At 63.3% G+C, this 21,214-nt stretch carries 21 protein-coding genes, 1 tRNA gene and 1 pseudogene; 11 read left to right on the forward strand and 12 right to left on the reverse strand.

The genetic code is table 11. The annotated features are described in order from the left end of the window. The 10 genes and pseudogenes from GR328_RS28400 to GR328_RS25055 all read left to right on the forward strand — a co-directional run. Window positions 1–279 (forward strand): annotated as a pseudogene (locus GR328_RS28400) (hypothetical protein); the annotation flags it as partial. A 119-nt stretch (window positions 280–398) separates the two neighbouring features. After that, a complete protein-coding gene (locus tag GR328_RS25015; RefSeq protein WP_205790294.1) occupies window positions 399–1,394 on the forward strand; it encodes an aminoglycoside phosphotransferase family protein in 996 nt (331 codons plus the stop codon). A gap of 501 nt (window positions 1,395–1,895) precedes the next feature. Beyond that, on the forward strand, window positions 1,896–2,561 hold the full coding sequence (locus GR328_RS25020; protein ID WP_160888379.1) for a PRC-barrel domain-containing protein: 666 nt from the start codon (window positions 1,896–1,898) through the stop codon (window positions 2,559–2,561). 304 nt (window positions 2,562–2,865) lie between these two features. Then, window positions 2,866–5,742 (forward strand): monovalent cation/H+ antiporter subunit A, encoded by a 2,877-nt coding sequence (locus tag GR328_RS25025; RefSeq protein WP_160888380.1) that lies wholly within the window; start codon window positions 2,866–2,868, stop codon window positions 5,740–5,742. Beyond that, on the forward strand, window positions 5,743–6,105 hold the full coding sequence (locus tag GR328_RS25030; protein WP_160888381.1) for a Na+/H+ antiporter subunit C: 363 nt from the start codon (window positions 5,743–5,745) through the stop codon (window positions 6,103–6,105). Further along, a complete protein-coding gene (locus tag GR328_RS25035; protein WP_160888382.1) occupies window positions 6,102–7,637 on the forward strand; it encodes a monovalent cation/H+ antiporter subunit D in 1,536 nt (511 codons plus the stop codon). Before GR328_RS25030 ends, GR328_RS25035 begins: the two co-directional genes overlap by 4 nt. Next, complete coding sequence (locus tag GR328_RS25040; protein WP_160888383.1) at window positions 7,637–8,125, forward strand: Na+/H+ antiporter subunit E; 489 nt, start codon at window positions 7,637–7,639, stop codon at window positions 8,123–8,125. The genes GR328_RS25035 and GR328_RS25040 overlap by 1 nt, the downstream gene beginning before the upstream one ends. After that, window positions 8,122–8,391 carry a K+/H+ antiporter subunit F gene (locus GR328_RS25045; RefSeq protein WP_160888384.1) on the forward strand — a complete coding sequence of 90 codons (270 nt, stop codon included), beginning with the start codon at window positions 8,122–8,124 and terminating at the stop codon, window positions 8,389–8,391. Before GR328_RS25040 ends, GR328_RS25045 begins: the two co-directional genes overlap by 4 nt. A gap of 8 nt (window positions 8,392–8,399) precedes the next feature. Next, window positions 8,400–8,804 (forward strand): Na+/H+ antiporter subunit G, encoded by a 405-nt coding sequence (locus GR328_RS25050; protein ID WP_160888385.1) that lies wholly within the window; start codon window positions 8,400–8,402, stop codon window positions 8,802–8,804. 446 nt (window positions 8,805–9,250) lie between these two features. Further along, a complete protein-coding gene (locus GR328_RS25055) occupies window positions 9,251–9,679 on the forward strand; it encodes a superoxide dismutase family protein (RefSeq protein ID WP_246216083.1) in 429 nt (142 codons plus the stop codon). A 188-nt stretch (window positions 9,680–9,867) separates the two neighbouring features. On the opposite strand, the gene GR328_RS25060 is transcribed toward GR328_RS25055, so the two are convergent. The 5 genes from GR328_RS25060 to GR328_RS28405 form a co-directional block, all read right to left on the reverse strand. Next, window positions 9,868–10,740: a hemerythrin domain-containing protein gene (locus GR328_RS25060; protein ID WP_160888387.1), complete on the reverse strand. Its 873-nt coding sequence runs from the start codon at window positions 10,738–10,740 to the stop codon at window positions 9,868–9,870. A gap of 292 nt (window positions 10,741–11,032) precedes the next feature. Then, window positions 11,033–11,296 carry an MgtC/SapB family protein gene (locus GR328_RS27800; RefSeq protein ID WP_246216084.1) on the reverse strand — a complete coding sequence of 88 codons (264 nt, stop codon included), beginning with the start codon at window positions 11,294–11,296 and terminating at the stop codon, window positions 11,033–11,035. Between the two features lie 304 nt (window positions 11,297–11,600). Further along, the gene (locus GR328_RS25070; RefSeq protein WP_160888388.1) at window positions 11,601–11,876 is read right to left on the reverse strand and encodes a hypothetical protein; all 276 of its coding nucleotides are present in this window, start codon (window positions 11,874–11,876) and stop codon (window positions 11,601–11,603) included. Window positions 11,877–12,213: 337 nt separating this feature from the next. Continuing rightward, complete coding sequence (locus GR328_RS25075; protein WP_160888389.1) at window positions 12,214–12,525, reverse strand: DUF2478 domain-containing protein; 312 nt, start codon at window positions 12,523–12,525, stop codon at window positions 12,214–12,216. Between the two features lie 539 nt (window positions 12,526–13,064). Next, on the reverse strand, window positions 13,065–14,495 hold the full coding sequence (locus GR328_RS28405) for a phospholipase D-like domain-containing protein (protein WP_343039484.1): 1,431 nt from the start codon (window positions 14,493–14,495) through the stop codon (window positions 13,065–13,067). Between the two features lie 321 nt (window positions 14,496–14,816). On the opposite strand from GR328_RS28405, the gene GR328_RS25085 reads away from it, so the two are divergent. Beyond that, complete coding sequence (locus GR328_RS25085) at window positions 14,817–15,953, forward strand: DUF3616 domain-containing protein (RefSeq protein ID WP_205790295.1); 1,137 nt, start codon at window positions 14,817–14,819, stop codon at window positions 15,951–15,953. A gap of 296 nt (window positions 15,954–16,249) precedes the next feature. Here GR328_RS25085 and GR328_RS25090 read toward each other — a convergent pair. From GR328_RS25090 to coaD, 7 genes are all read right to left on the reverse strand, one after another. After that, window positions 16,250–16,325: transfer RNA gene (locus tag GR328_RS25090), tRNA-Lys, on the reverse strand. A gap of 127 nt (window positions 16,326–16,452) precedes the next feature. Next, window positions 16,453–17,634, reverse strand: coding sequence for a tRNA guanosine(34) transglycosylase Tgt (gene tgt, locus GR328_RS25095; RefSeq protein ID WP_160888391.1), 1,182 nt, complete (start codon window positions 17,632–17,634; stop codon window positions 16,453–16,455). Between the two features lie 57 nt (window positions 17,635–17,691). Further along, complete coding sequence (queA, locus tag GR328_RS25100) at window positions 17,692–18,768, reverse strand: tRNA preQ1(34) S-adenosylmethionine ribosyltransferase-isomerase QueA (protein ID WP_160888392.1); 1,077 nt, start codon at window positions 18,766–18,768, stop codon at window positions 17,692–17,694. A gap of 112 nt (window positions 18,769–18,880) precedes the next feature. Continuing rightward, window positions 18,881–19,348, reverse strand: coding sequence for a peptidylprolyl isomerase (locus tag GR328_RS25105; protein ID WP_160888393.1), 468 nt, complete (start codon window positions 19,346–19,348; stop codon window positions 18,881–18,883). 51 nt (window positions 19,349–19,399) lie between these two features. Beyond that, the gene (locus tag GR328_RS25110; protein ID WP_160888394.1) at window positions 19,400–19,909 is read right to left on the reverse strand and encodes a hypothetical protein; all 510 of its coding nucleotides are present in this window, start codon (window positions 19,907–19,909) and stop codon (window positions 19,400–19,402) included. Beyond that, the gene (locus GR328_RS25115) at window positions 19,909–20,457 is read right to left on the reverse strand and encodes a peptidylprolyl isomerase (protein WP_160888395.1); all 549 of its coding nucleotides are present in this window, start codon (window positions 20,455–20,457) and stop codon (window positions 19,909–19,911) included. The genes GR328_RS25110 and GR328_RS25115 overlap by 1 nt, the downstream gene beginning before the upstream one ends. A 33-nt stretch (window positions 20,458–20,490) precedes the next feature. Further along, on the reverse strand, window positions 20,491–20,991 hold the full coding sequence (gene coaD, locus GR328_RS25120) for a pantetheine-phosphate adenylyltransferase (RefSeq protein ID WP_160888396.1): 501 nt from the start codon (window positions 20,989–20,991) through the stop codon (window positions 20,491–20,493). Window positions 20,992–21,214: the final 223 nt, after the last annotated feature.

A 21,214-nucleotide genomic window follows, 5' to 3' on the forward strand; every position in this document is an offset into this window, starting at 1 on the left:
ATCATCCTGATCGCCGCCACGATAGGGATCTGGCTGTTCGCGACGGCCTGGATCTATCTCGACACCAAGCGCCAGCTGCAGCACGTGCTCGACACGCGCCTCATGGAGGCGGCGCGCATGGTCGGCTGCTTGGTCGGCTGCTTGGCCGGCTCCCTGGTCGCCAACGGCGAGGTCGCGCTCTGTCGGCCCGCGCCGATCAGCTCCCGACCTCCATTCCTGCCCAAACCTGTGTCCCTCCCGGAGACCACGGAGCCTGTCCAAGGAAGTGGGCCGATGTGAGAGCTGCGCCCGGCGCTCCCCTGCAGACTGACGGAGGGCCTTCCGGTAGAATAATCGGGAGCAGGGTTGAATGGTCCTCGCACGGCCCTCATCCATGGACCATGGCGGTACGAGAGGACATGGCGACCCTGATCGGGCGGCTCGCGATCGAGCCGATGGAGGACGTGTCCGTCGAGAGCAAGGCCCTGGCCGGGGGCAGCGAAGCCTGCGCCGTCGCCATGGTGACCGTGCGCTACCGCAACCGAGCCGGCCGTCCGCAAGTGTTCCGCTTCGTCATGAAACACCTCACGGGCCGTCCCGCACGCGAGGCCGAGGTTTATGAACGCCTTGTATCCGTCCATGCGGTGGACGTGGCCCCCCGGCTTCTGGCGGTCGAGCGCACCGGGACGGACGGGGTCTTCCTGTGCCTCGAGGCGATCCGCCGGACGGGAGCATGGCCTTGGCGCGAGATCCGGATGGGAACGGTGTTGCTCGGTCGGTTGGCGGAGTTCCACCGGGCCGCCGAGGATGAGGCCCCGCTTGTCCCGGACTGGGATTACGAGGCAGAGCTACAACTGATGGCGGAGCACTCACGAGCAGCTCTCGAACGATGCCGCGGCAACGACGACCTGTCGGATCTTGCACGGGATCTGCCGTCCCTGAACAGGATCGTCGCCGCCCTTCCCAAGCTCCGTGTCCAGTTGCTCTCCGAGCATCCGTTCGGACGCAGGCCAATCCATGGCGACGTTCACTCCGGAAATGTTCTCGTGCGGCGGCGCGGCGGCGGAGACAGCCCCATTCTCCTCGACTGGGGAAGGACCCGCCTTGCCTCCCCGCTGGAGGATGTGAGTTCATTGCTGCAATCGCTGGGCTACTGGGAGCCCGAATGGCGTCGCAGACACGATACGCTGCTCGCGGCGTATCTGTCCGCATTCGGGATGGACCGCACGCTGACGACTTCGGTTCGGGCCGCGTACTGGATGGCTGGCGCATCGAACGTCCTGGCGGGTGCGTTGCTCTATCACCTCGGGATCGCGGCGGATCATCGCCAATCCCCATCACGACGCCGGGCGGCCGGAATTGCGGCGCGGGACGCGCTCCGGGTCATTCGTCGCGCAAGCGCCTGGTGGGGGTGAGGCCTCCTTGAGGTATCGGGTTCACCCGAGAAGGCTGGCTGAATCCGGGGTGACCTGCTTGCGCCCCGTGAAGCAGGACCATGCTTTCGCCCGGAATGAACCATGTCGGGTTGCCAGCGCATCACCGCGAAAAGCGAAGCTGGGCGACGAACGAGTAGATTGCGGTTGCGTTCCCGACGTACCAGCCCCGCCCGGAGCAGACCGGTCGAAGCTCTTCCGTCCTCGCAGGGTGCCATCCACACTGAGCAGCGATGACCGTCGTTTCGAAACCCGCTGCCGTTTCTGCCGGAGAAAGCCTGATGTGCACCAGAGGCCCAATCGGCAATCACACCGGGGCAGTGGCCTATTGCGGCCGCATGACACCCCGAGATGTAGGCTCTGGTTCGCGGAGTCGAGCCAAGCCGGGCCACGTCTTACCCGCTGAGATGCAGCAGAACCTTGTTGAAACCTCTCCGTTACCTTGGCTGATGCTCCAAATGCCATGCTCAAAGGAAACATATCATGGTGAAGATGCAGCTCGTGGCATGTCTTGCCGCAACCGCTCTGATGGTCGGACCGGCCCTCGCCCAGACAACTGCCCCCACCCAGCCTGCCGGGTCTGGTGAGGTCATGACTCATATGCCGCAGGATCTCATGCGCGGCTCGCAGCTGATCGGCATCGACGTCTATGACGTGGACGATCAGAAAATCGGCGACATCGATGAGGTACTGGTGGGGCGCGAGGGCAGGATCCACGGATTTGTGGTAGGCGTGGGCGGCTTTCTGGGCATCGGTCAGAAGGACGTCGCCATTCCGTTCGAGCAGGTGCAGTGGATGTCCAGCCAGGAGCTCCAGGCTGCCGCTGGGAACGCAAACCAGGGTGGCTATGGCACGACCGTCGCCACCGGCGGAGCCGATCTACCGGAGACAACAGGCAGCACCGCGGCAGGCGGCACCGGTGGAATGACCGGAAGCACCGCTCCGGCCGGCAGCACGGTAGATGCTGCGAGCGATCCGAACACTCCGGCCAAGGCCATGGTGAAGATGACCAAGGCCGATCTGCAGAACGCGCCCGAGTTCCGCTATAGGACCGATGCCAACCGCGCAGGCGCGGCCGGCAACACCAATCCGCCCCCGCAAAGCGTCAACACTCCTGGCAACGTCCCGCCGAACGCCACGCCGCGGTAGAAGATCTGGAGTTTTTTCGGGCAGGTGTCTCTTGGGCATCCACAATGCGTCCAATAGGGCGGTCCAACCGAGAGGTGCCGTTGCAGCCCCCTCGGCGCCCGCGTTCAGCCTGCCACCTGACCGTGAGGATTGGGCAAACCAAGGGACAGCGGGAAACACACACACTCCTGACGAGTTGAGCCCTCGAACCGGTGCCGACGCGGTCGCCGGTCGGCATAGGCGTTGGTGGTCTCCCATTCAGCCGAGCTACGGATGAAGGCGCTGGGTTCTGCGCCAACGGCGCAGCTCCAAACGGGACGTTGCATTGAACATCATCCTCCTCCCGATACTGCCGCTGCTGGCGGCCATCTTCCCGCCGCTGGCGATCCGGTCGGGGCGCACGCTGTGCGCGGTCGCGACCGCCATCCCAACGGTCGCTGCCCTCCTCATGCTGGCAGCGGCCGCGCCGGCGGTCTATCGGGGCGAGATCACTCGCGCGGCTTATGAGTGGCTGCCGCAGTTCGGGCTGTCCTTCAGCGTCTTCCTGGATGGATTGAGTTTCTTCTTCGCCGCGCTAATCCTTGGAATCGGCTTGCTGATCATCATCTATGCCCGCTTCTATCTGAGCCAGAAAGATCCGATGGGGCGCTTCTACACCTACCTTCTCCTGTTCCAGGGGGCGATGGTGGGCGTCGTGGTCAGTGACAACATCCTCCTGTTGGTCGTGTTCTGGGAGCTCACAAGCCTGAGCTCCTTCCTGTTGATCGGCTACTGGCGCGATCTTCCCGAGGGGCGCCAGGGTGCGCGCATGGCGCTGGTCGTCACAGGAGGCGGCGGCCTCCTCCTGCTTGCTGGCCTTCTTCTGCTTGGCCAAATCGCAGGATCCTATGAACTGACCGAAATTCTTCAGCGGGGCGACGTGATCAAGGGTTCGCCGCTCTACCTGCCGATGCTGCTTCTCATCCTTGGGGGCGCCTTCACCAAGTCGGCCCAGTTTCCCTTCCATTTCTGGCTGCCGCACGCCATGGCCGCTCCGACGCCGGTATCGGCCTATCTGCACTCGGCCACCATGGTGAAGGCAGGCGTATTCCTCATGGCCCGCCTGTGGCCTGTGCTTGCGGGAACGGAAGCTTGGTTCCTCACCGTCTCAACGGTCGGGCTGATCACCATGCTGGTCGGGGCCTGGATTGCCCTGTTCAAGGCTGACCTGAAGGCAATCCTCGCCTATTCCACCGTCAGCCATCTCGGGCTCATGACCATGCTGCTTGGGCTGGGTACGCCAATGGCGGCGCTGGTGGCCGTCTTCCATATCCTCAACCACGCAACCTTCAAGGCGGCGCTGTTCATGAGCGCAGGCATCGTGGATCACGAGGCGGGCACGCGCGACATCCGGAGCCTCGGCGGCCTCCTGCACCTAATGCCGATCAGCGCCACGCTCGCGCTCATCGCCGCCGGGTCCATGGCGGGTCTGCCGTTGCTCAACGGTTTCCTGTCGAAGGAGATGATGCTGGAGGAGGTCGCGCACACGCCCTATGCGGGCACCCCCTGGATCATGCCGACCCTGGCCACTGTCGGCGCCCTGCTCTCGGTCGCCTATTCGGCCCGGCTTGCCATCGCGACGTATCTGGGTCCGGTCCGGTCCGACTACCCGCACCACCCACACGATCCCCCGCTCGGGCTCTGGCTCCCCGTCGCGATACTGGTTGTTCCGGTGATCGCTATCGGCCTTCTCCCGGCGCTGATTGCCGGCCCAGTGGTGGAGCGCACCACGCTCGCCGTCGTCGGTAGCCGAACTCTGCCTTCCTACTCTCTCGCCCTTTGGCATGGCTTCACGCCAGCCTTGATGATGAGCGTTACGGCGCTCATCGGCGGAGCGGCGATCCTGATGGCGTTCAAGCCGTTGGACCGCCTCCGTCTCGCAACACCACGTCCAGAAGCAAAGCGGATCTTCGACCAGATGCTCGGCAACGCCACCCGTGGAGCCAAGTTCCTCGTCGCAGCCCTCCACACCGAGTCACTGCCCCGCTACTTCGCAACAATCATCGTAGCCATCATCATTGTCGGCGGCACCGGGTTCATGACAGGATCCCATGCTCCGGGAACCCGGACGTCCTTGCCCATCAACGGGCCGGCGCTGGTCATCTGGGCAGCCTTGGTCGCTACCAGCCTCGCCGTTGTGGTGCTGCACCCCAACCGCCTCCTCACGCTTATCCTGACGAGCATTGTGGGGCTCGGCGTGTCGATCGCCTTCATCCAGTTCTCCGCTCCGGATCTTGCGCTGACGCAGATCTCGGTCGAGGTCGTCATGACCATCCTGCTGCTGCTGGCTCTCAATCTCCTGCCCCGCACCACACCGCCTGAGACCGGCTGGCTCCATCGGGCATGGGATGGCGTCATCGCCTGTGCGGGAGGCGTCGGCTTGGCGGGCTTGGCCTACGCCGTGATGACGCGGGATTTCCGATCCATCTCCGAGTACCACCTGGCGCAGTCGAAGCCCGGCGGCGGCGGCACCAATGTCGTCAACGTCATCCTCGTCGACTTCCGAGGCTTCGACACCTTCGGCGAGATCATCGTGCTGTGCATCGCAGCCCTCGCGATCTACGCCCTGCTTGACAGCTCCCTCAAGGGCGCCGCTGCGCAGCGGCTTGCATCCATGCACCAGAATGAGGAGTCCGCAGACGCCCACCCGCTCATGCTCGTGGTGGTGACCCGTGTGCTCCTGCCCCTCGCCTTGACGGTAGGGGCATTCATCTTCCTGCGCGGCCACAATCAGCCCGGGGGCGGCTTCATCGCAGGCCTTGTTGTCGCCATCGCACTTCTGATGCAGGCCATGGCAAGCGGCTATGTCTGGACAGCGGAACGCCTGCGCCTGAACGCGCACACGATGCTGGGGCTTGGGGTCCTGCTTGCGGGTCTTACTGGCCTCGGCTCGCTGCTGTTCGGCCGCCCCTTCCTGACCAGCACCTTCCGCTACGTCCATCTGCCGTTCATCGGCGAATTCGAGGTTGCCTCTGCCATGGCGTTCGACGCCGGTGTCTTCTTCGTAGTGGTCGGAACCGTGCTGCTGTCGCTAGCCCAGATCGCGCGTGTGCAAGCCCGCGCTGAACGCAAACCGGTGCCGGCAGGTCCATCCGACATTCTGCTGCAGCGCCGAACCGCCGATGTGGCGCCCCCAGCCGCAGTCCTTGGAAAGGAGCCCTGAATGGAAATCCTGGTCGCAAGTGCCATCGGGGTCTTGAGCGCCGCAGGCATCTACCTGATCCTGCGCGGACGCAGCTTCCCGGTCATCATCGGCATGACGTTTCTCTCCTATGGGGTGAACGTCTTTCTCTTCGCGATGGGGCGGCTGAGCGTTGACAGACCGCCGATCATCACCTCCGACGCCGCGGAATACACGGATCCGCTCCCACAGGCCCTGGTACTGACCGCCATCGTGATATCGTTTGGCATGACGGCCCTGATTGTGGTGCTGGCCCTGCGCGGTTTTCTTGAGACCGGATCTGACCGAGTGGACGAGGGCATCCCAAAACTGCCCGAGCCTGCCGAGGAGCGGCTGACCTCATGAGCGGCTGGATCATCGCTCCCGTAATTATTCCGGCCATGGCGGCAGCGTTGCTGCTGTTGCTCCGGCGGTCCCCGAACCTTCAGCGACAGGTATCGCTCGCCGCGACCGCTCTCCTGTGGCTTGCCAGCGCAAGGCTCTTCATGCTCGCCACGGAGGGAGATGTGCTGTCTTACCGGCTAGGGGACTGGCTCGCGCCGTTCGGGATCGTCCTCGTGCTGGACCGGCTATCGGCCATGATGATTCTGCTCTCTGGAATTCTGGCCTCCGCCGTGATGCTTCATGCCATCCGCGGGTGGGATGAGAAGGGACATCATTTCCATCCCCTCTTCCAGTTTCAGCTCATGGGCATCAACGGGGCATTTTTGACCGGGGACGTGTTCAACCTGTTCGTGTTCTTCGAGGTGATGCTGATCGCTTCCTACGGGCTGCTGCTGCACGGCGGCGGGCCGCGCCGCCTCGGGGCAGGATTCCAGTATGTGGCAATCAACTTGCTCGGCTCGACGCTCTTTCTGTTCGCGGTCGGCATTATCTATGGCGTGACGGGCACCCTCAACATGGCGGATCTGGCAGGAAAGGTCGGCCAGGTGTCGGCCGGAGACGCCGCTCTCCTTAGGACAGGAGCCCTGCTGCTGTTCCTGGTATTCGCCCTCAAAGCGGCTCTCGTGCCCCTGCATTGGTGGCTGCCTACTGCCTATGCGTCAGCCCCCGCTCCTGTGGCAGCCCTCTTTGCTATCATGACCAAGGTCGGCGCTTACGCCATCATTCGGGTGTTCACACTCGTCTTCGGTGCGGAGGGTGGAGCCGCCGCCTCCATCGCGGCACCCTGGATCCTACCGGCGGCCCTGGCTACCCTGGCGATTGGCGCCATCGGCGTCCTGGCGAGCGGCGTTCTTGTCGACCTTGTCTGCTTCGCGGTTGTCTGGTCGATGGGCTCCCTTCTGGTCGCAGTCTCCCTCTTCGATGCGAGAAGCCTGACCGCCGCACTTTACTACACCCTGCACTCGACCTTGATCGGAGGAGCCCTGTTCCTGCTCAGTGACCTGATTGCCGCCCGCCGGGGTCGGTGGCGGGACGATCTTGAGCCCAGCCCCGCTATGGCGAACGCCACCATCCTTGGCAGCCTGTTCTTCCTGGCCGCTATCGCCATGAGCGGCCTGCCTCCCCTGTCCGGCTTCATCGGCAAGCTGATGATCCTTGACGCCACACGCACCTCCAGGGCGGCCGGATGGATCTGGACTGTCGTGCTCGCCACAAGCCTTCTGGTCATCATCGGCTTCAGCCGGGCCGGCACGACGCTGTTCTGGAAGAGCGAGGCTGTGGCGGGAGCTCTTGAGCCTCCGCCTCCCGCCCGCGCCGGGTCCATGGTGCCAGCGGCGATCCTCATTCTCGGAACCGCCTTGCTCTCGCTCAGCGCCGGTCCGGTGACCCGCCACCTGGAGGCGACGGCGCAGCAATTGGTGACACCGCAGTCCTATGTCGACGCGGTTCTCGGCCGGCCGGCTCCGGCGCAGCGGACAACGGAGATGCGGTGATGGCTCGTCTGTTCCCGCAACCGATCCTCAGCATCGTCATTACGCTCGTCTGGGTTCTGCTCGCCAACGACATCTCGGCCGGCACCGTGGTGCTCGGTATCATCCTCGGATGGGCGATCCCTAGGCTGACGAGCCGCTATTGGCCCGACCGGCCCCGCATCCGCCAGCCATTCACGGTTCTGGAGTATCTGGGCATCGTGCTGAAGGACATCGCGGTTTCAAACGTCCAGGTGGCCTACTGGGTGCTGTTCCGGCGCGGCGACACGCTCCGGTCCCAGTATATCACCGTGCCGCTCGACCTGACCACGGCTGAGGCCGTCACGGTCCTGGCGGGGACGATCACCCTCACCCCTGGAACCGTCAGCGCCGATCTTTCCGCCGATGGACGCTCTCTGCTCGTCCACTGCCTGGAGACCCACGATCCCGCTGCGACCGTCGCCCAGATCAAGGAGCGCTACGAACGCCGCCTGAAGGAGATTTTCGAATGATCGACATCGCCTGCATCGTTGCCACGGCCGCCATTGCGGTCGCAAGCCTTCTGACCTTCTATCGGCTGGTGCGCGGCCCGGACGTGCTCGACCGGATACTCGCTCTTGATACGCTGGTGATCAATACCATCGGGCTGATCGTCGTAATCGGCCTGTGGTTTCGCACGACGATGTATTTCGAAGCCGCCCTCCTCTTTGCCATGGTCGGCTTCGTGACGACCGTCGCCCTGTGCAAGTACCTGCTACGCGGCAACGTGATCGAGTGAGGAGTGCCATGATCATCGCGGACGCCGTCATCTCCCTCATCGTTCTCGTTGGGGCGTTCTTTCTCTTTGTCGGCTCTCTGGGCCTCGCCAAGCTGCCCGACCTGATGCGGCGCCTCCACGGGCCGACGAAGGCGACAACCCTCGGTATTGGCTCGATGCTGATCGGATCCATGCTGTATTTCTGGGCTGTTGAGGGAAATCCTTCGATCCACGAGCCTCTGATCACCCTGTTTCTGGTCCTGACCGCCCCGGTGACCGCACAGATGATCGCCAAGGCGCACATTCTCCGTGGGGGGCGTGCGCAGGAGGGCCTTCCCGGCACCGGCCGTCCTGTCGGTTGGGCCACGCTCGACGCGGTGGAGGCCGATGAACGCTCGGAAGTCACGCGAACACCCCCCAATCCGAGAGCCTGAGTAGCCTGACGCCTGCAGACGGCTACCTCAGTCGCGGCGAAGCCATTCTGGCTCACCAGCAACGTTGGGAAAACCATTTGGAGTCGAACTGACGCCGCATCGGCCCCGCGTCCTCAGCGACGCCGAATACGAAATCAAGGTCGCAGACTTTCTGTTCGATCTGAAACGGGAGATGGAATGGAATGATACGGATGCCCCGCCGATGCCGAAGCTGTCGAGGCAGAGCTTGAGCAACCGCTTGGCCTCCGCCGGGTTCTGCTCGCCCAGCATCTCGATGCCGATGCCGGGCAGGTAGGTGAGATCATTATTGGATGGTCTTTCCTAATCCTCAAAGAGGGCCTTCTCTGCCCTTCTGCCTGATCGCTTCCCTCTGCGCCTCGGCGGCTCACGCGCGGCAATCGCCCCCACAGCCGACCTCTACTCCGAACAACGCCCGGGCTGTGTTCATGGACCGCGATGGAAAGACTCCTGGAACAGCAACCCAGATCGACACTCCAAATGGCGTATTCATTAGTGCCGAGCTTTCCAAGCTGCCGCCAAGTGTTCACGGATTCCATATTCACCAGACCGGAAAATGCGATCCGGCGACCGGTTTTGAACCGGCGGGTGGGCATTATCACCCGCGTGGAGCAAAACATGGCTTTGCAGTGGAAGGAGGGCCTCACGCAGGCGACATGCCCAACCAGAGTGTCAAGCAAGGCGGCACACTCAAAGCGGAGGTGTTCAACACCTATGTCAGGTTCACCGTTAGCGACGCTCCGCTCTTCGATCAGGATAGCTCGGCGCACGTTGTGCATGCCACAGCAGACGACTACCGCAGCCAGTCTTCCGGAAATGCAGGCGAACGTCTGGCCTGTGCTGTGATCCAGCGCTGACGATGCCGTGGCAGTTGCAGCAAAGACTCCGGAGCATTGTGCGATCATGAGCCCGGACTGCCCTCCGGTTGCTTAGACCCGGCCTTCCATCCCAAGCTGCTGTATGGTCTCCGTCACGCTGGCTCAGCGCGTCCCGTGGATCTCAGTGCACGTAGTCCGGCTTCCATCCGGAGTCCCGCTCCTGGATATCAGCGTTGCGCCACCTCGCGCCCTCGCGTGGTGATCGCCACCACCCGCTCGCGGCCGGGCCCCTGCGCGTGGGCCGAGCGCACGAGGCCCTGCCGCTCAAGAGCCGCAACGATGGCGTAGGTTCGGCCGATGGGCAGTTGCAGGCGTGACGAGACGTCGTGGACCGGACAGCGCGTCCGCTCAGCGACATCTCTCAAGACATCGACCTCATGCCCTCGGACCGTTCGGCCGTTGCCGCGGAAGCGGCCCGCGATACGGCCGACCCCCGGCAATGCGGCGAGATAGCGCCGCACCGGTGGCCGCACCATGAGGTCGCGCGGGGATCCTCGACGCCACATGGTGAAAGCCACGGCTCCGGCGACCGCGCCGGCCAAGGCACCCACGAGCGCTCCCGTGGGGAGATTGCCCCAGAGGCCTTGCCGGGCCTCGCGGATTTCCTCGGCCTTCTCCTCCGCAAACTCGTGCAGAAGGTCACGGGCCTGCTCGGGGTCGAGGATCTCGCGCGCCAAAGGCAGCAGTTCGTGCTCCTCCCTGTGAAAGTGGCGGTCAAGAAGATAGGAGAAGTCCTCGAAGCGCTGCGTCCATTCGCGGCTGCCCTTGTAGCGGGCGCCGGTAAGCCTGCCGAGCTCCTCCTCGATCTCCTCATGCTCGTCTTCTAGTTCGTCGATCAGGCGTTTGGCCCGGTGATCGTCCTCAAGCGCCTCGTAGAGGCTGTCCTCCTCCGCCTCCATGTGCCAGCGAAGCTCGTCATAGAGCTGGGAGAACAACCGCTCGCGACTCTTTGCGTCGCCATTGGGCATGGACCGCAGGACGTCTCTGCAAAGGCTCACGATGTTGGCGTGGTCGTTGATGATAAGATGCAGGGGGTCCATTGCTGTTCCTCGGGTCAAAGCGGATGTCAACGAGGCTGATCGTAAGACAGTTCCGGCAGCGCGCAGACGCATCCGCCGCGAAGCAAAGTCTGCCGAGACGCGGGTCGTTCAAGTACACAGATCCAGTCCAGATAGACACGCGCGCGCAGTAATCCTTTCTTGTGTCAGCATAGCTATGGCCTGGGAAGAGGAGCCGTCGGCCTGAGTACTCATCCATAGTGTTTACCGAACACCCTTGGCCATTTCTCGCTATCCTCCTCGGACGACGAACGGCGCTGTTCAGCAACAGACGTCAGCAGCCATAGGACAGGAAACGTGGCTGTGCTTGGCACGACGGCGATATTGACGCGACTGTAGCCGACAGCGACACCTGTCGCCCAGTGTTCCAGATGCTTGCTACCATGACGAGCCCGCGTACGTCGGTGCCGTACTTCACAATGGCTCCGCTCCCGACGAAGCCAATCCCGGAGATGATTACCTGAAGCACCCGTGCCTGGCTTTCCTCGTTCGTACCCGGCACCAGCTTGACGAGAAGCGCAAAGCCGCATGCTGCCATGGCCACAATCGGGAACGTCCGGAACCCTATGCTTGCCTACCCGCACCCGCGCTTCCATCCAATCGGCAAGACAAGAGCGAAAGCAACGCCGATATCCGCGAGATCATGACGAACGACACTCCAGTGGAAATCGAATAGGTTCCTCAGCGTCGCTTACTTGCGATTGATGCGACCAACGCAAGAGTAGGCAATGCCGTACCCGCTAAGCCCCGATGGGGCAGGCTGGCAGGAAGCAGGGAATGGTCACCGCCGAAATCATGGCGGTGACGCGACATGCTACAAGTACCTGATCCGGATCATTGCCTCACTTTGTCTTGAGGTTGGAGAACATCAGCACCTTGCGCTCAAGGTCGAAAGTGGTGTGATCACTCAGACCAAACAGCCTCAACATTGGCTCAAGATCGTCTGCGGCGGGCTGCAGGATGTACTCCTCAACGCCATTATCGAGAATAAGCTGGACCGTGAACTTGCCTCCCTCGCCGCGTCCCTGCTCGGTCCAGGAGGCCTGAATGTTGGTGACCTGTCGCACCTTGTATTGACGCTCCAGTTGCTCCGATTGCCTCTCGTTCTGGTCTGCCATGTCGGGCTCCTCTTGCTGGGGTCTATAGCGAGTGGGACTCGCCAGCCTGTAAAGAAGCGCATGTCAGCCCTGTTCCATTCCGTTTTACTTCAGGTAACCATCTAATCCCGACAAGTGCTCGATCTGTGCCTTGATTTTCTCACCAAGGTGCCTTGCCCATCAGGCCTCCTTTACCTCTGTCGAAGAGATCCCTGACAAGGCTTGGTGGGCCTTGCTCCAGCCTGTCAATTTTGGTGCATGGTGTTGCTTCCGGCTCAAGGCCAACTTCGCAGGACCAGGATCTTGTCAGCCATAGTTCATACCATGCAGCCAATATCACGTGTGAGCGGCACAAAGTTTAGATTGCATCTGCATCTGCTTTCAGCGGCCCCACGCCCTGTTCCAGAATGCGCAGGCACTCCGGGAGAAGTTCTGAGCTTGCAGCCGCCACAAGCGGGATCTCGGCGAGCGCCACGGCGACGATCTTCTCAAGAAGGCCGCGCCCCTCAACCTCCTGCCGCCCCAAGCGGTTGATGAACAGGACCTCGCATCCCGCCCCGATCGCCCTGCCTCCCCAACCTGCGGCCCCTGCAAGACCGACGGGTCCGGCTATGGTGGTCAAGAGTGCCGCCGGGAGCAGCACCCAGATCCGCCCTGGAATGCTCCGCATCCGCCTGCCTTATGAGAGAACCGTGAGCAGCTGGGGTGCAGCCCGCTTCATCCGCGTCATGAGCCAACTCACTGGCAATGGTTCTGCTCTACCCTCCGCTCGATGAGGTTCCTCATCTGCTCGTCCCGCAGCGCACCTGCAGCCTAGGCGGGGATCACGAGGGAGGCATGGGACTCGTTGGCGAGCAGCCAGCAATCGTGCAGGTCGCGCACAAGCCCAGAAGCGGTTGGGCCCCAGGATCTCCTCGGTTGAGAACCGCACCAGCCACCCAGAAGCTGTGAGATCACGATCGCCGGCGGGCGGGCGGGCTTGAGGCCCGGAACGGCTGCCAGGAGCGCTTGCTGGATCCCGAAGGCCAGGGCGACCAGGATGAGGGCCAGAGCAGGCCCATGTACCTCGCGCTGCCCAAGGCGCTCAACGGGACGTCAGTGCCGAGGCGTCGACGCGAACCTCGCCCGCTTTGGCATTTGCCTCTAAGGCCGTGCCGTCGCCCAACTGCAGCTTGATGGCCCGGACGATGGACTTGTTGCCTCGTGTCATCATCTGAAGATGAGCGGGCGATGCCAGGGCAGAGAATGCCATAGAGAGCGCGGGCGCTCCGGATCGAGGACCTCATGATCCGCCAACTCCTTCTCCGCATCGTTGATCTGCGGCGGAACGAATGGCCGAAGAGAGCGCCCAGACCCCGACAATTGCTCAATCGCCGCAATCAGCGATTGCCGCTCCGACACGATCGTCGCGACCTGCTCTGCCGACGTGCCAAGGTGCTCGGCCAGCAGCCTGGCCCGAAAGCCCTGGATCGTACGGGACAGATGCGTGTCGTTATCCGCCTCGAGCGCAAGGTCGCACTCTGTGTCGTACCCCATCGAGCGGTTGTTCAGGTTTGACGATCCCACGCGCAGCAGCCGGTCGTCCACGATCATGATCTTGGCGTGAACGTAGATCGGCTGCCCACCCTCCGTAACCGGTGTGTAGACCCGCAGCCGCTTGAAGCAGTCACTGCGCCCGAGCATGGCCAGGAGACGGGCCCGGGCTGAGCCCATCAGCTCCTCCTCAAGCCAGCCCTCTGCCGAGTCAGGGTTGATGATCACGAACTCGGGTCCGTCCGGCTCGCCGAGACGCTTGGCGATGGCTTCCGCGATGACGCGCGAGGCGAAGTACTGGCTCTCCAGGTAAACGCTCCTGCGGGCAGACGCGATCGCGGTAACGTACAGCGCTTCGACCTCGCGAACCTCCTTCTGGGTGTTGTAGGCCGGGATGGTTCGGGCGATTGCAACCGCAACGTCAGCCATGTCGACATGCAGGCCCTCGGGCCACGGGTCTGATCCGGCTGGGGGTGGCACCAGGACCTGTCCCGATGCTCGCCTCCACCGCTCACGGGCATAGTCGCCGAGAGCCTTGGCCGCTGCTCCGCTGGCCGCCGTGGTGGCGTCATGCCAGGGCCCATAAGCGCGCCTCGTGAAAGGACGGCGGCGGCGGGGATCATCGTCGAGGTGCTCCGAGGTGTCCCAGCGGTCGCCGGTCATGTCGATGCCGCCGCAGAACGCGACGGCGTCGTCGATCACGACAATCTTGTGGTGCTGCGCCGCGCCGGGCGGGTGAGCGCTATCAAGCTTGAAGGTTATGCGCTCGTGCAAAGCCCATTGCGCCACCCGGAAGATGGTTGTGCCCCGCCATAGGGCCTTCACCATGCCAAGGTCCCACTTCAGGATGTTGATGTGAAGACCCGGTTTTGTCTCGGCGAGCCACGTCAGGAACGCTCCCAGCCGGCGCGGATACTCACCCGTCCCGTCCGTCGGGTCGAGTTCGATGCGCGTGTCGAAGTCCCACCCGATCATGAGGATGGAATGCTGCGCCTTGAGCATGGCCGACCGGACAGCTCGGAAGTAATCGGCAGCATCGATGATGAGGGCAAGGCGATCAGCCTGCTCGATACGCCAACAGGTATGACCGGGCCGTAAGACTTGCACTGCCGCTCTCTCCGTCGTCCTGCCGCGCTGCATTTTTAGTACGTCGACACGAGCGTGGCTTTATCTCGGGTACCGTGGCTGTAAACCGGGAGCATACATCCGCGGTTCCGCAGAATGACCGTGAGCACAGCATTGTCCGGTTAGGCCGATAGCAACTCCTAAGCAGGGTCGCGCAAAGGTCCGCTCCGGCCTGTGAAGCCGGCCAAGGTTGTAGTCTGAAGCAACTCCAGGTCGAAGCTTGCCAGACGTTGTGCCGAAAATGGGATCCGGCCCGGACTCGTGCGTTGATGCTCCAGCACAACTCTTACCTCAGGAGCTACCGTGTCGAACACCAGTCCCGCAGAACCCGTTCACCAGGTCCCCCTCACCTTCTCGGATTGGAGGCCGTTGCGGCATGTCGAGGACCCGCTGCACAAGGACCTCTCCGCCGTGGCGCGGGTTGGCGACTGCCTGTTCCTGGCCTGTGATGAGACTGCAAGTGTTGAGCGCCTCCGGCGCCTGGAGGACGGCAGCTTCGGGGACCACCAGCATGTCGCCCTGGACAGGCTGGTCGACCTGCCTGCTGGCGCGGATGGCGAGATGGACATCGAAGGCCTGTGTGCTTCCGACGGTTTCCTCTGGATCGTGGGATCCCATTCCCGCAAGCGTTCGAAACCCAAGCGAGACGAGAACGATCGTGATCAGGCGCTGCAGCGCATGGAGGAGATCCAGCGCGAGCCCAATCGATACTTTCTGGGACGCATTCCCCTCGTCGAGGAGGCTCCCGGCCCGTTTGCCCTCGCCCGGTCAGCAGGTGAGCGGCAATCCGCATGGCTCAAGCTCGGCCACAGGCACAGCGCTCTTGAACGGTGGCTGGCAGCGGACCCGCACCTCGGTCCTTTCCTAACCATCCCGTCCAAGGAGAACGGCCTGGACGTGGAGGGACTAGCGGTGCGCGGAAGCCGGGTCTGGTTGGGTCTGCGCGGACCTGTTCTGCGCGGTCATGCTGTGGTTCTCGACCTGGAGCTGGAGCAGAAAGCACCGAATCGGCTCAAGGCCCGCCGGGTGGATGGCGAGCACCGTTATCGCAAGCACTTGCTGGACACCCGTGGCTTAGGGGTCCGCGACATGCGGTTCGAGGGCGATGATCTTCTCCTGCTGGTGGGGCCAACCATGTCCCTCGAGGGGCCTGCCTTTGTCCTACGCTGGCGGGATGCGGCTCAGGACGACGCTTCTGGGGTGATCTCTCCTGATCGGATCGAGGCGGTGGCCGAGCTGCCGTACCGGCTGCATGCCGACCACCCTGAAGGGCTCGAGCTCTGGCCGGAGGCGGGCCCTGGTGCCCTGCTGGTCATCTACGATGCCCCTGCTCCAGATCGGGTCGAACCGGAGACCTTCACGGTGCGGGCTGATGTGATTGGTTCGCGGCGAACAGGAGAGACCATGGTCTCCCGCGACAACAAGCGGATACCCGTGTGACGGATCATCGAGATGCTCGCAGATCACGGACACTGCCTAAAGGATCAGCATTAGGTAGTTTGGTTTTGTCCCGGTAGAAGAACGACGATGCGGAACGGGCCAACAACTACCTTTAAGCGTGGCCGTTTCGAGGTCGGCTGCTCGCGCAGTCGCGGACATTTTGCTGTCCGGAGCACAGTGAAGCGGTGCTGGTACTGATTGCTCGAACTTTGACTGCTGTTACCCCGTCGAAAACAGGATACGGAATCACAAACATGGGTAAGCAGTAAAGCCCTGTGCCGGTATCAGGGTTTAGGTGGTGAGCGCGCTGGGACTCGAACCCAGGACCCTCTGATTAAAAGTCAGATGCTCTACCGGCTGAGCTACGCGCTCTCAGAAGTGAGCCCGAAATAGGGGCTCTTTGGTGGTGGGTCAATCGAAAAGCCCCGGTTTGGAGCCGAAATCCTCATTTCGCTTCCGAAATGTGCAGTTATCCACGACCTGAACAACGCCGCCTCAGTCAACCCTCCGCCGGCATGGCGATGTTGTCGGCGTGCTGGCCAATTTCGGCCTTGCTGTCCCGCTCGCCCCGGACCCAGCCCTCCTTGATCTCGCCGATATGGTCTTCAAGGCGGCCTTCCGCGATAGCCTTGCGCAGGCCGGCCATCAGCTCCTGGTAATAGGCCAGGTTGTTCCAAGTCAGCAGCATCATGCCCAGAATCTCATTGGAGCGGACGAGATGATGGAGATAGGCTCGGCTATACGTATTCGAGGCTGTGCATTTCGAGTGTTCGTCGAGCGGACGCGTATCCTCGGCAAACCGCGCATTGCGGAGGTTCATGCGGCCGTGCTTGGTGAAGACCTGTCCGTGGCGTCCGGCCCGGGTGGGCATGACGCAGTCGAACATGTCGACGCCACGGCGCACCGCCTCCACGATGTCGTCCGGCGTGCCCACGCCCATGAGGTAGCGCGGCTTTTCACGGGGCATGTGCGGTTCGACGGTTTCGATCATGCGGAGCATCACCTCCTGCGGCTCGCCCACGGCCAAGCCGCCGATGGCGTAACCTTTCAGGTCCATGGCGGCGAGTTCCCGCGCGCTCTCGATGCGCAGCCGCTCCACCGCACCGCCCTGAACGATGCCGAACATGGCCTTGCCCGGCTGCTCGCCGAAGGCGATGCGGCAGCGCTCGGCCCAGCGGAGGGACAGTCGCATGGCACGCTCCGCCTCCTCCTCCGAGCATGGCAGGCGCACGCATTCGTCGAGCTGCATCTGGATGTCGGAGCCGAGAAGGCCCTGGATCTCGATGGATCGCTCCGGCGACATGAAGTACCGCGAACCGTCGATGTGAGACTGAAAGGTCACGCCGGTCTCGTCGACCTTCCGCAGCGCCGACAGCGACATGACCTGGAAGCCGCCGGAATCAGTGAGGATCGGATAGGGCCAGTTCATGAACTGATGCAGCCCGCCGAGGCGAGCCACTCGCTCGGCGCCGGGGCGAAGCATGAGGTGATAGGTATTGCCCAACACCACGTCCGCCCCGAGGGCCTTCACCTGATCGGGATACATGGCCTTCACCGTGGCCGCCGTGCCTACCGGCATGAAGGCGGGCGTGCGGATGACGCCCCGGGGCATCCGGATCTCGCCGGTGCGGGCCGCGCCGTCCGTCTTGTTGACGGTGAAGGTGAAGGTCTCGGTGGTCATTCGGTCCTCATCGGATCGGCTCAAGCCCGTGCGGGCACGAAGAGCAGAAATGGAGCGTCAGCGCCGGAAGAGCAAACTCGAATCGCCGTAGGAATAAAAGCGATAGCCGGTTTCAATGGCGTGGGAGTAGGCCGCACGCATGCACTCCAGCCCGGCGAAGGCAGACACCAGCATGAACAGAGTCGAGCGCGGCAGGTGGAAATTGGTCATCAGCGCATCCACGGCCTTAAAGCGGTAGCCCGGCGTGATGAAGATCGCCGTATCGCCGGAGAAGGGCGCAATGGTTCCGTCCTCGCGGGCAGCGCTCTCGAGCAGGCGCAGCGACGTGGTCCCGACCGCCACGATCCGCCCTCCCCGCGCCCGGGCCTCGTTGAGCGCCTGCGCGGTTGATGCGCTGAGGGTGCCCCATTCCGCATGCATCCGGTGCTCCTGCGTGTCCTCCGCCTTCACCGGCAGGAAGGTGCCCGCGCCCACGTGCAGGGTCACGAACTGGCGGGAGATGCCGCGCTCATCGAGACGGCGGAACAGTTCATCGGTGAAATGTAGGCCTGCGGTCGGGGCTGCGACGGCACCCTCGTCCCTGGCATAGACAGTCTGGTAATCGGTCTTGTCCTGATCGTCCGCCGCACGCTTTCCCGCGATGTAGGGCGGCAGAGGCAATTCACCGAGCCGGGCAATCGCCTCGTCGAGAAAGGGGCCGGAGAACGAGAAGCGAAGAGCCACATCGCCGCCCTCGGCTTTTTCGACGACCTCCGCATCGAGGCGCACGAGCTCGCACGACGTGCTCTCGGATTCCTCTCCGAAGCGAATACGATCGCCCACGTTCAGTTTCTTGGCCGGACGCGCGAAGGCGCGCCAGCGATCAGCCCCCTCCCGCTTGTGCAGCATGATCTCGACCCGCGCGGAGGTTTCCTCGCGCACGCGCAGGCCGTAGAGCCGCGAGGGAATGACCTTGGTGTCGTTGAGCACCAACACGTCCCCGGCCTGCAGGAGATCCGGCAGATCGCGGACGATCCGGTCCTCGAAACCGCTCTCGGGCCTGACCACCAGCATGCGCGCGGAATCCCGCGGCTCCACGGGACGAAGCGCAATGTGCTGCTCGGGCAATTCGAAGTCGAAGAGGTCGACGCGCATGGATATGTCTCGGAACGTCATGCCGGAGCTGATCCGGCCATCCACGCCTTTCCGGGCCGGAGACGTGGATGCCCGGGACGAGCCCGGGCATAACGGCGCAGAGGATTAAGGGTCAGGCCGCGTCGGCCGCAACCTTCATGGAGACGATGCGGTCCGGATCGCGCACGGGCTCGCCGCGCTTGATCTTGTCCACGTTCTCCATGCCTTCCGTCACCTTGCCCCAGACGGTATACTGCTTGTCGAGGAAGCGGGCATCGTCGAAGCAGATGAAGAACTGGGAATTGGCGGAGTGCGGCTGGTTGGTGCGCGCCATGGAGCAGGTGCCGCGCACATGGGGCTCGGCATTAAACTCGGCCTTGAGATCCGGCAGGTCGGAACCGCCGGTGCCGGTGCCATGGGGACAGCCGGTCTGGGCCATGAAGCCCTCGATCACGCGGTGGAAGGCGATCCCGTCATAGAAGCCCTGGCGAGCCAGAGTCTTGATGCGTTCCACGTGGCCGGGAGCGAGATCCGGGCGCATTTCGATCACCACGCGGCCTTTCGTGGTTTCCATGATGAGGGTGTTTTCCGGATCTGCCATCGGTATCTCCTGAGGTGGCTTGTTCGGTCAATAGATTCCAGTTCTGCCCGTTCACATAGGTCGGGCATCGACAAAACGGAAGGCAAAGATGCGCCCGGCGATGGCCGCTCCAAAGCTTTCCGTGAAAGGAAAAGGCGTACAGCGCTCGAAAGCCTCGCGGACGGAGCGCGTGAACGGCTTCCGCTGGTCCCCTTCGGCTCCTGGCTTGTAATAGGTGATCCGCGGCTTCCCCAGGACCTCACCGTTGCGCTTGAAGCTGAGGCGCAGCGTGATCTCCTGCCCGGAATAGCCGCTCCCGCTTGGGGGGAGCCAGCAGGCCTGAAGGGCCTGGAACACATCACGTATCGTGTTGATGCGCTGGGGGCGAGCGGTGTTCGCGTCCGGCCTCACGACGCCCTGGATACCCTCGGGCAGGCTAGGCGGAGGCTCATAAGGTTCGTACCAGTCGCGCTGCCCGAAAAACTGGCCACCCTCCTGCGCGGCCACCACGTCAGCGGAAGCCGCCCAGAGGAGGAGCGCGGCGATCGCCGTTCGCGCTCCGAATGGCCGCGCTCGCCCCATTATTCCGCGTCGGCAGCAAGCTGCATCTTCACGATCTTGTCGGGGTTCGTGACCATGCCGTTGGCGGCGGCGTTCCCCTTCTTGATCTTGTCGGCCACGTCCATGCCGGACACCACCTCACCGAAGAGCGTGTACTGGCCGGTCAGCGGGCCACAGCCCTCGTAGCAGATGAAGAACTGAGAATTGGCGGAGTTCGGATTCTGCGAGCGGGCCATGCCGACGGAGCCGCGCTTGTACTGTGTCTTGGTGAATTCGGCTGGAATGTCCGGCAGGTTCGACTTGCCCGTGCCGGTGCCCGTTGGATCGCCCGTCTGGGCCATGAAGCCCTCGATCACCCGGTGGAACGGAACGCCGTTATAGAAGCCCTGCTTCGTGAGCGTCTTGATTTGCTCGACATGCCTGGGAGCAAGGTCCGGGCGCAGGCGGATGGTGATGCGGCCATCCTTCGTGTCGAGAAAGACGGTATTCTGCGGATCATTGGCCTGCTGGGCCGCGGCCGGGACGAGGCCGGCCAGAACGAGCGCACCGGCGGCGAGCAAACGCTTCATGGGTTGGGTTCTCCTTCGAGGAACGAAAAATCGTTATGGCCGCGTGAATTTGGCCCTGAGGCGCTCCGCGACAAGCCCCGGCACGAAGGCCGAGACGTCGCCCCTCATAGCTGCGATCTGCCGGACAAGCGTGGCGGTAATCGGGCGGACCGGAGGCGAGGCCGGAAAGAAGACCGTCTGAACGTCCGGCGCCATGGCGGCGTTCATGGAGGCCATCTGGATCTCATAGTCGAAATCGGTACCATCCCGCAGCCCTCGAACGATGAGGCTCGCCCCGTGGCGCTTTGCGGCCTCCACCGCGAGATCGTCGAAAGTGGCGACATCCAGCTCCACGCCCCTCGCCTGGAGCACGGGCCCGCAGACGGCCCGGAGCATCTCGGCCCTCTCCTCGGTGGTGAAGATGGGCGCCTTGGAGGAATGAACGCCGATGGCCACGACGATCCGGTCCGCCACGCTGCAAGCCTGTCGCAGAACGTCCAGATGGCCGTTGGTGACAGGGTCGAAGCTGCCGGTATAGAGGGCTGTGCACGTCATGAGGTGAAGGCGTAGCCGGATTGGGGCCGCTGGGCAAGCCGTGCGTTGGCACACGGCAGGCTGGACAAGGACGCGGAATACTCCACTTAACCTATGGTTAAGTTTCAGGAGCCCCCATGATCCTCCGCCTCATCATCGTGGTTGCCACCGCTGTCGCCGTCCTGAGCCCGGCCGCCTTCGCGAGCTTCCTGTAATCTGCCCTCAAAGAAAAAGGGGGACGATG

It is taken from the genome of Microvirga makkahensis (assembly GCF_009830105.1).
GTDB lineage: Bacteria > Pseudomonadota > Alphaproteobacteria > Rhizobiales > Beijerinckiaceae > Microvirga > Microvirga makkahensis.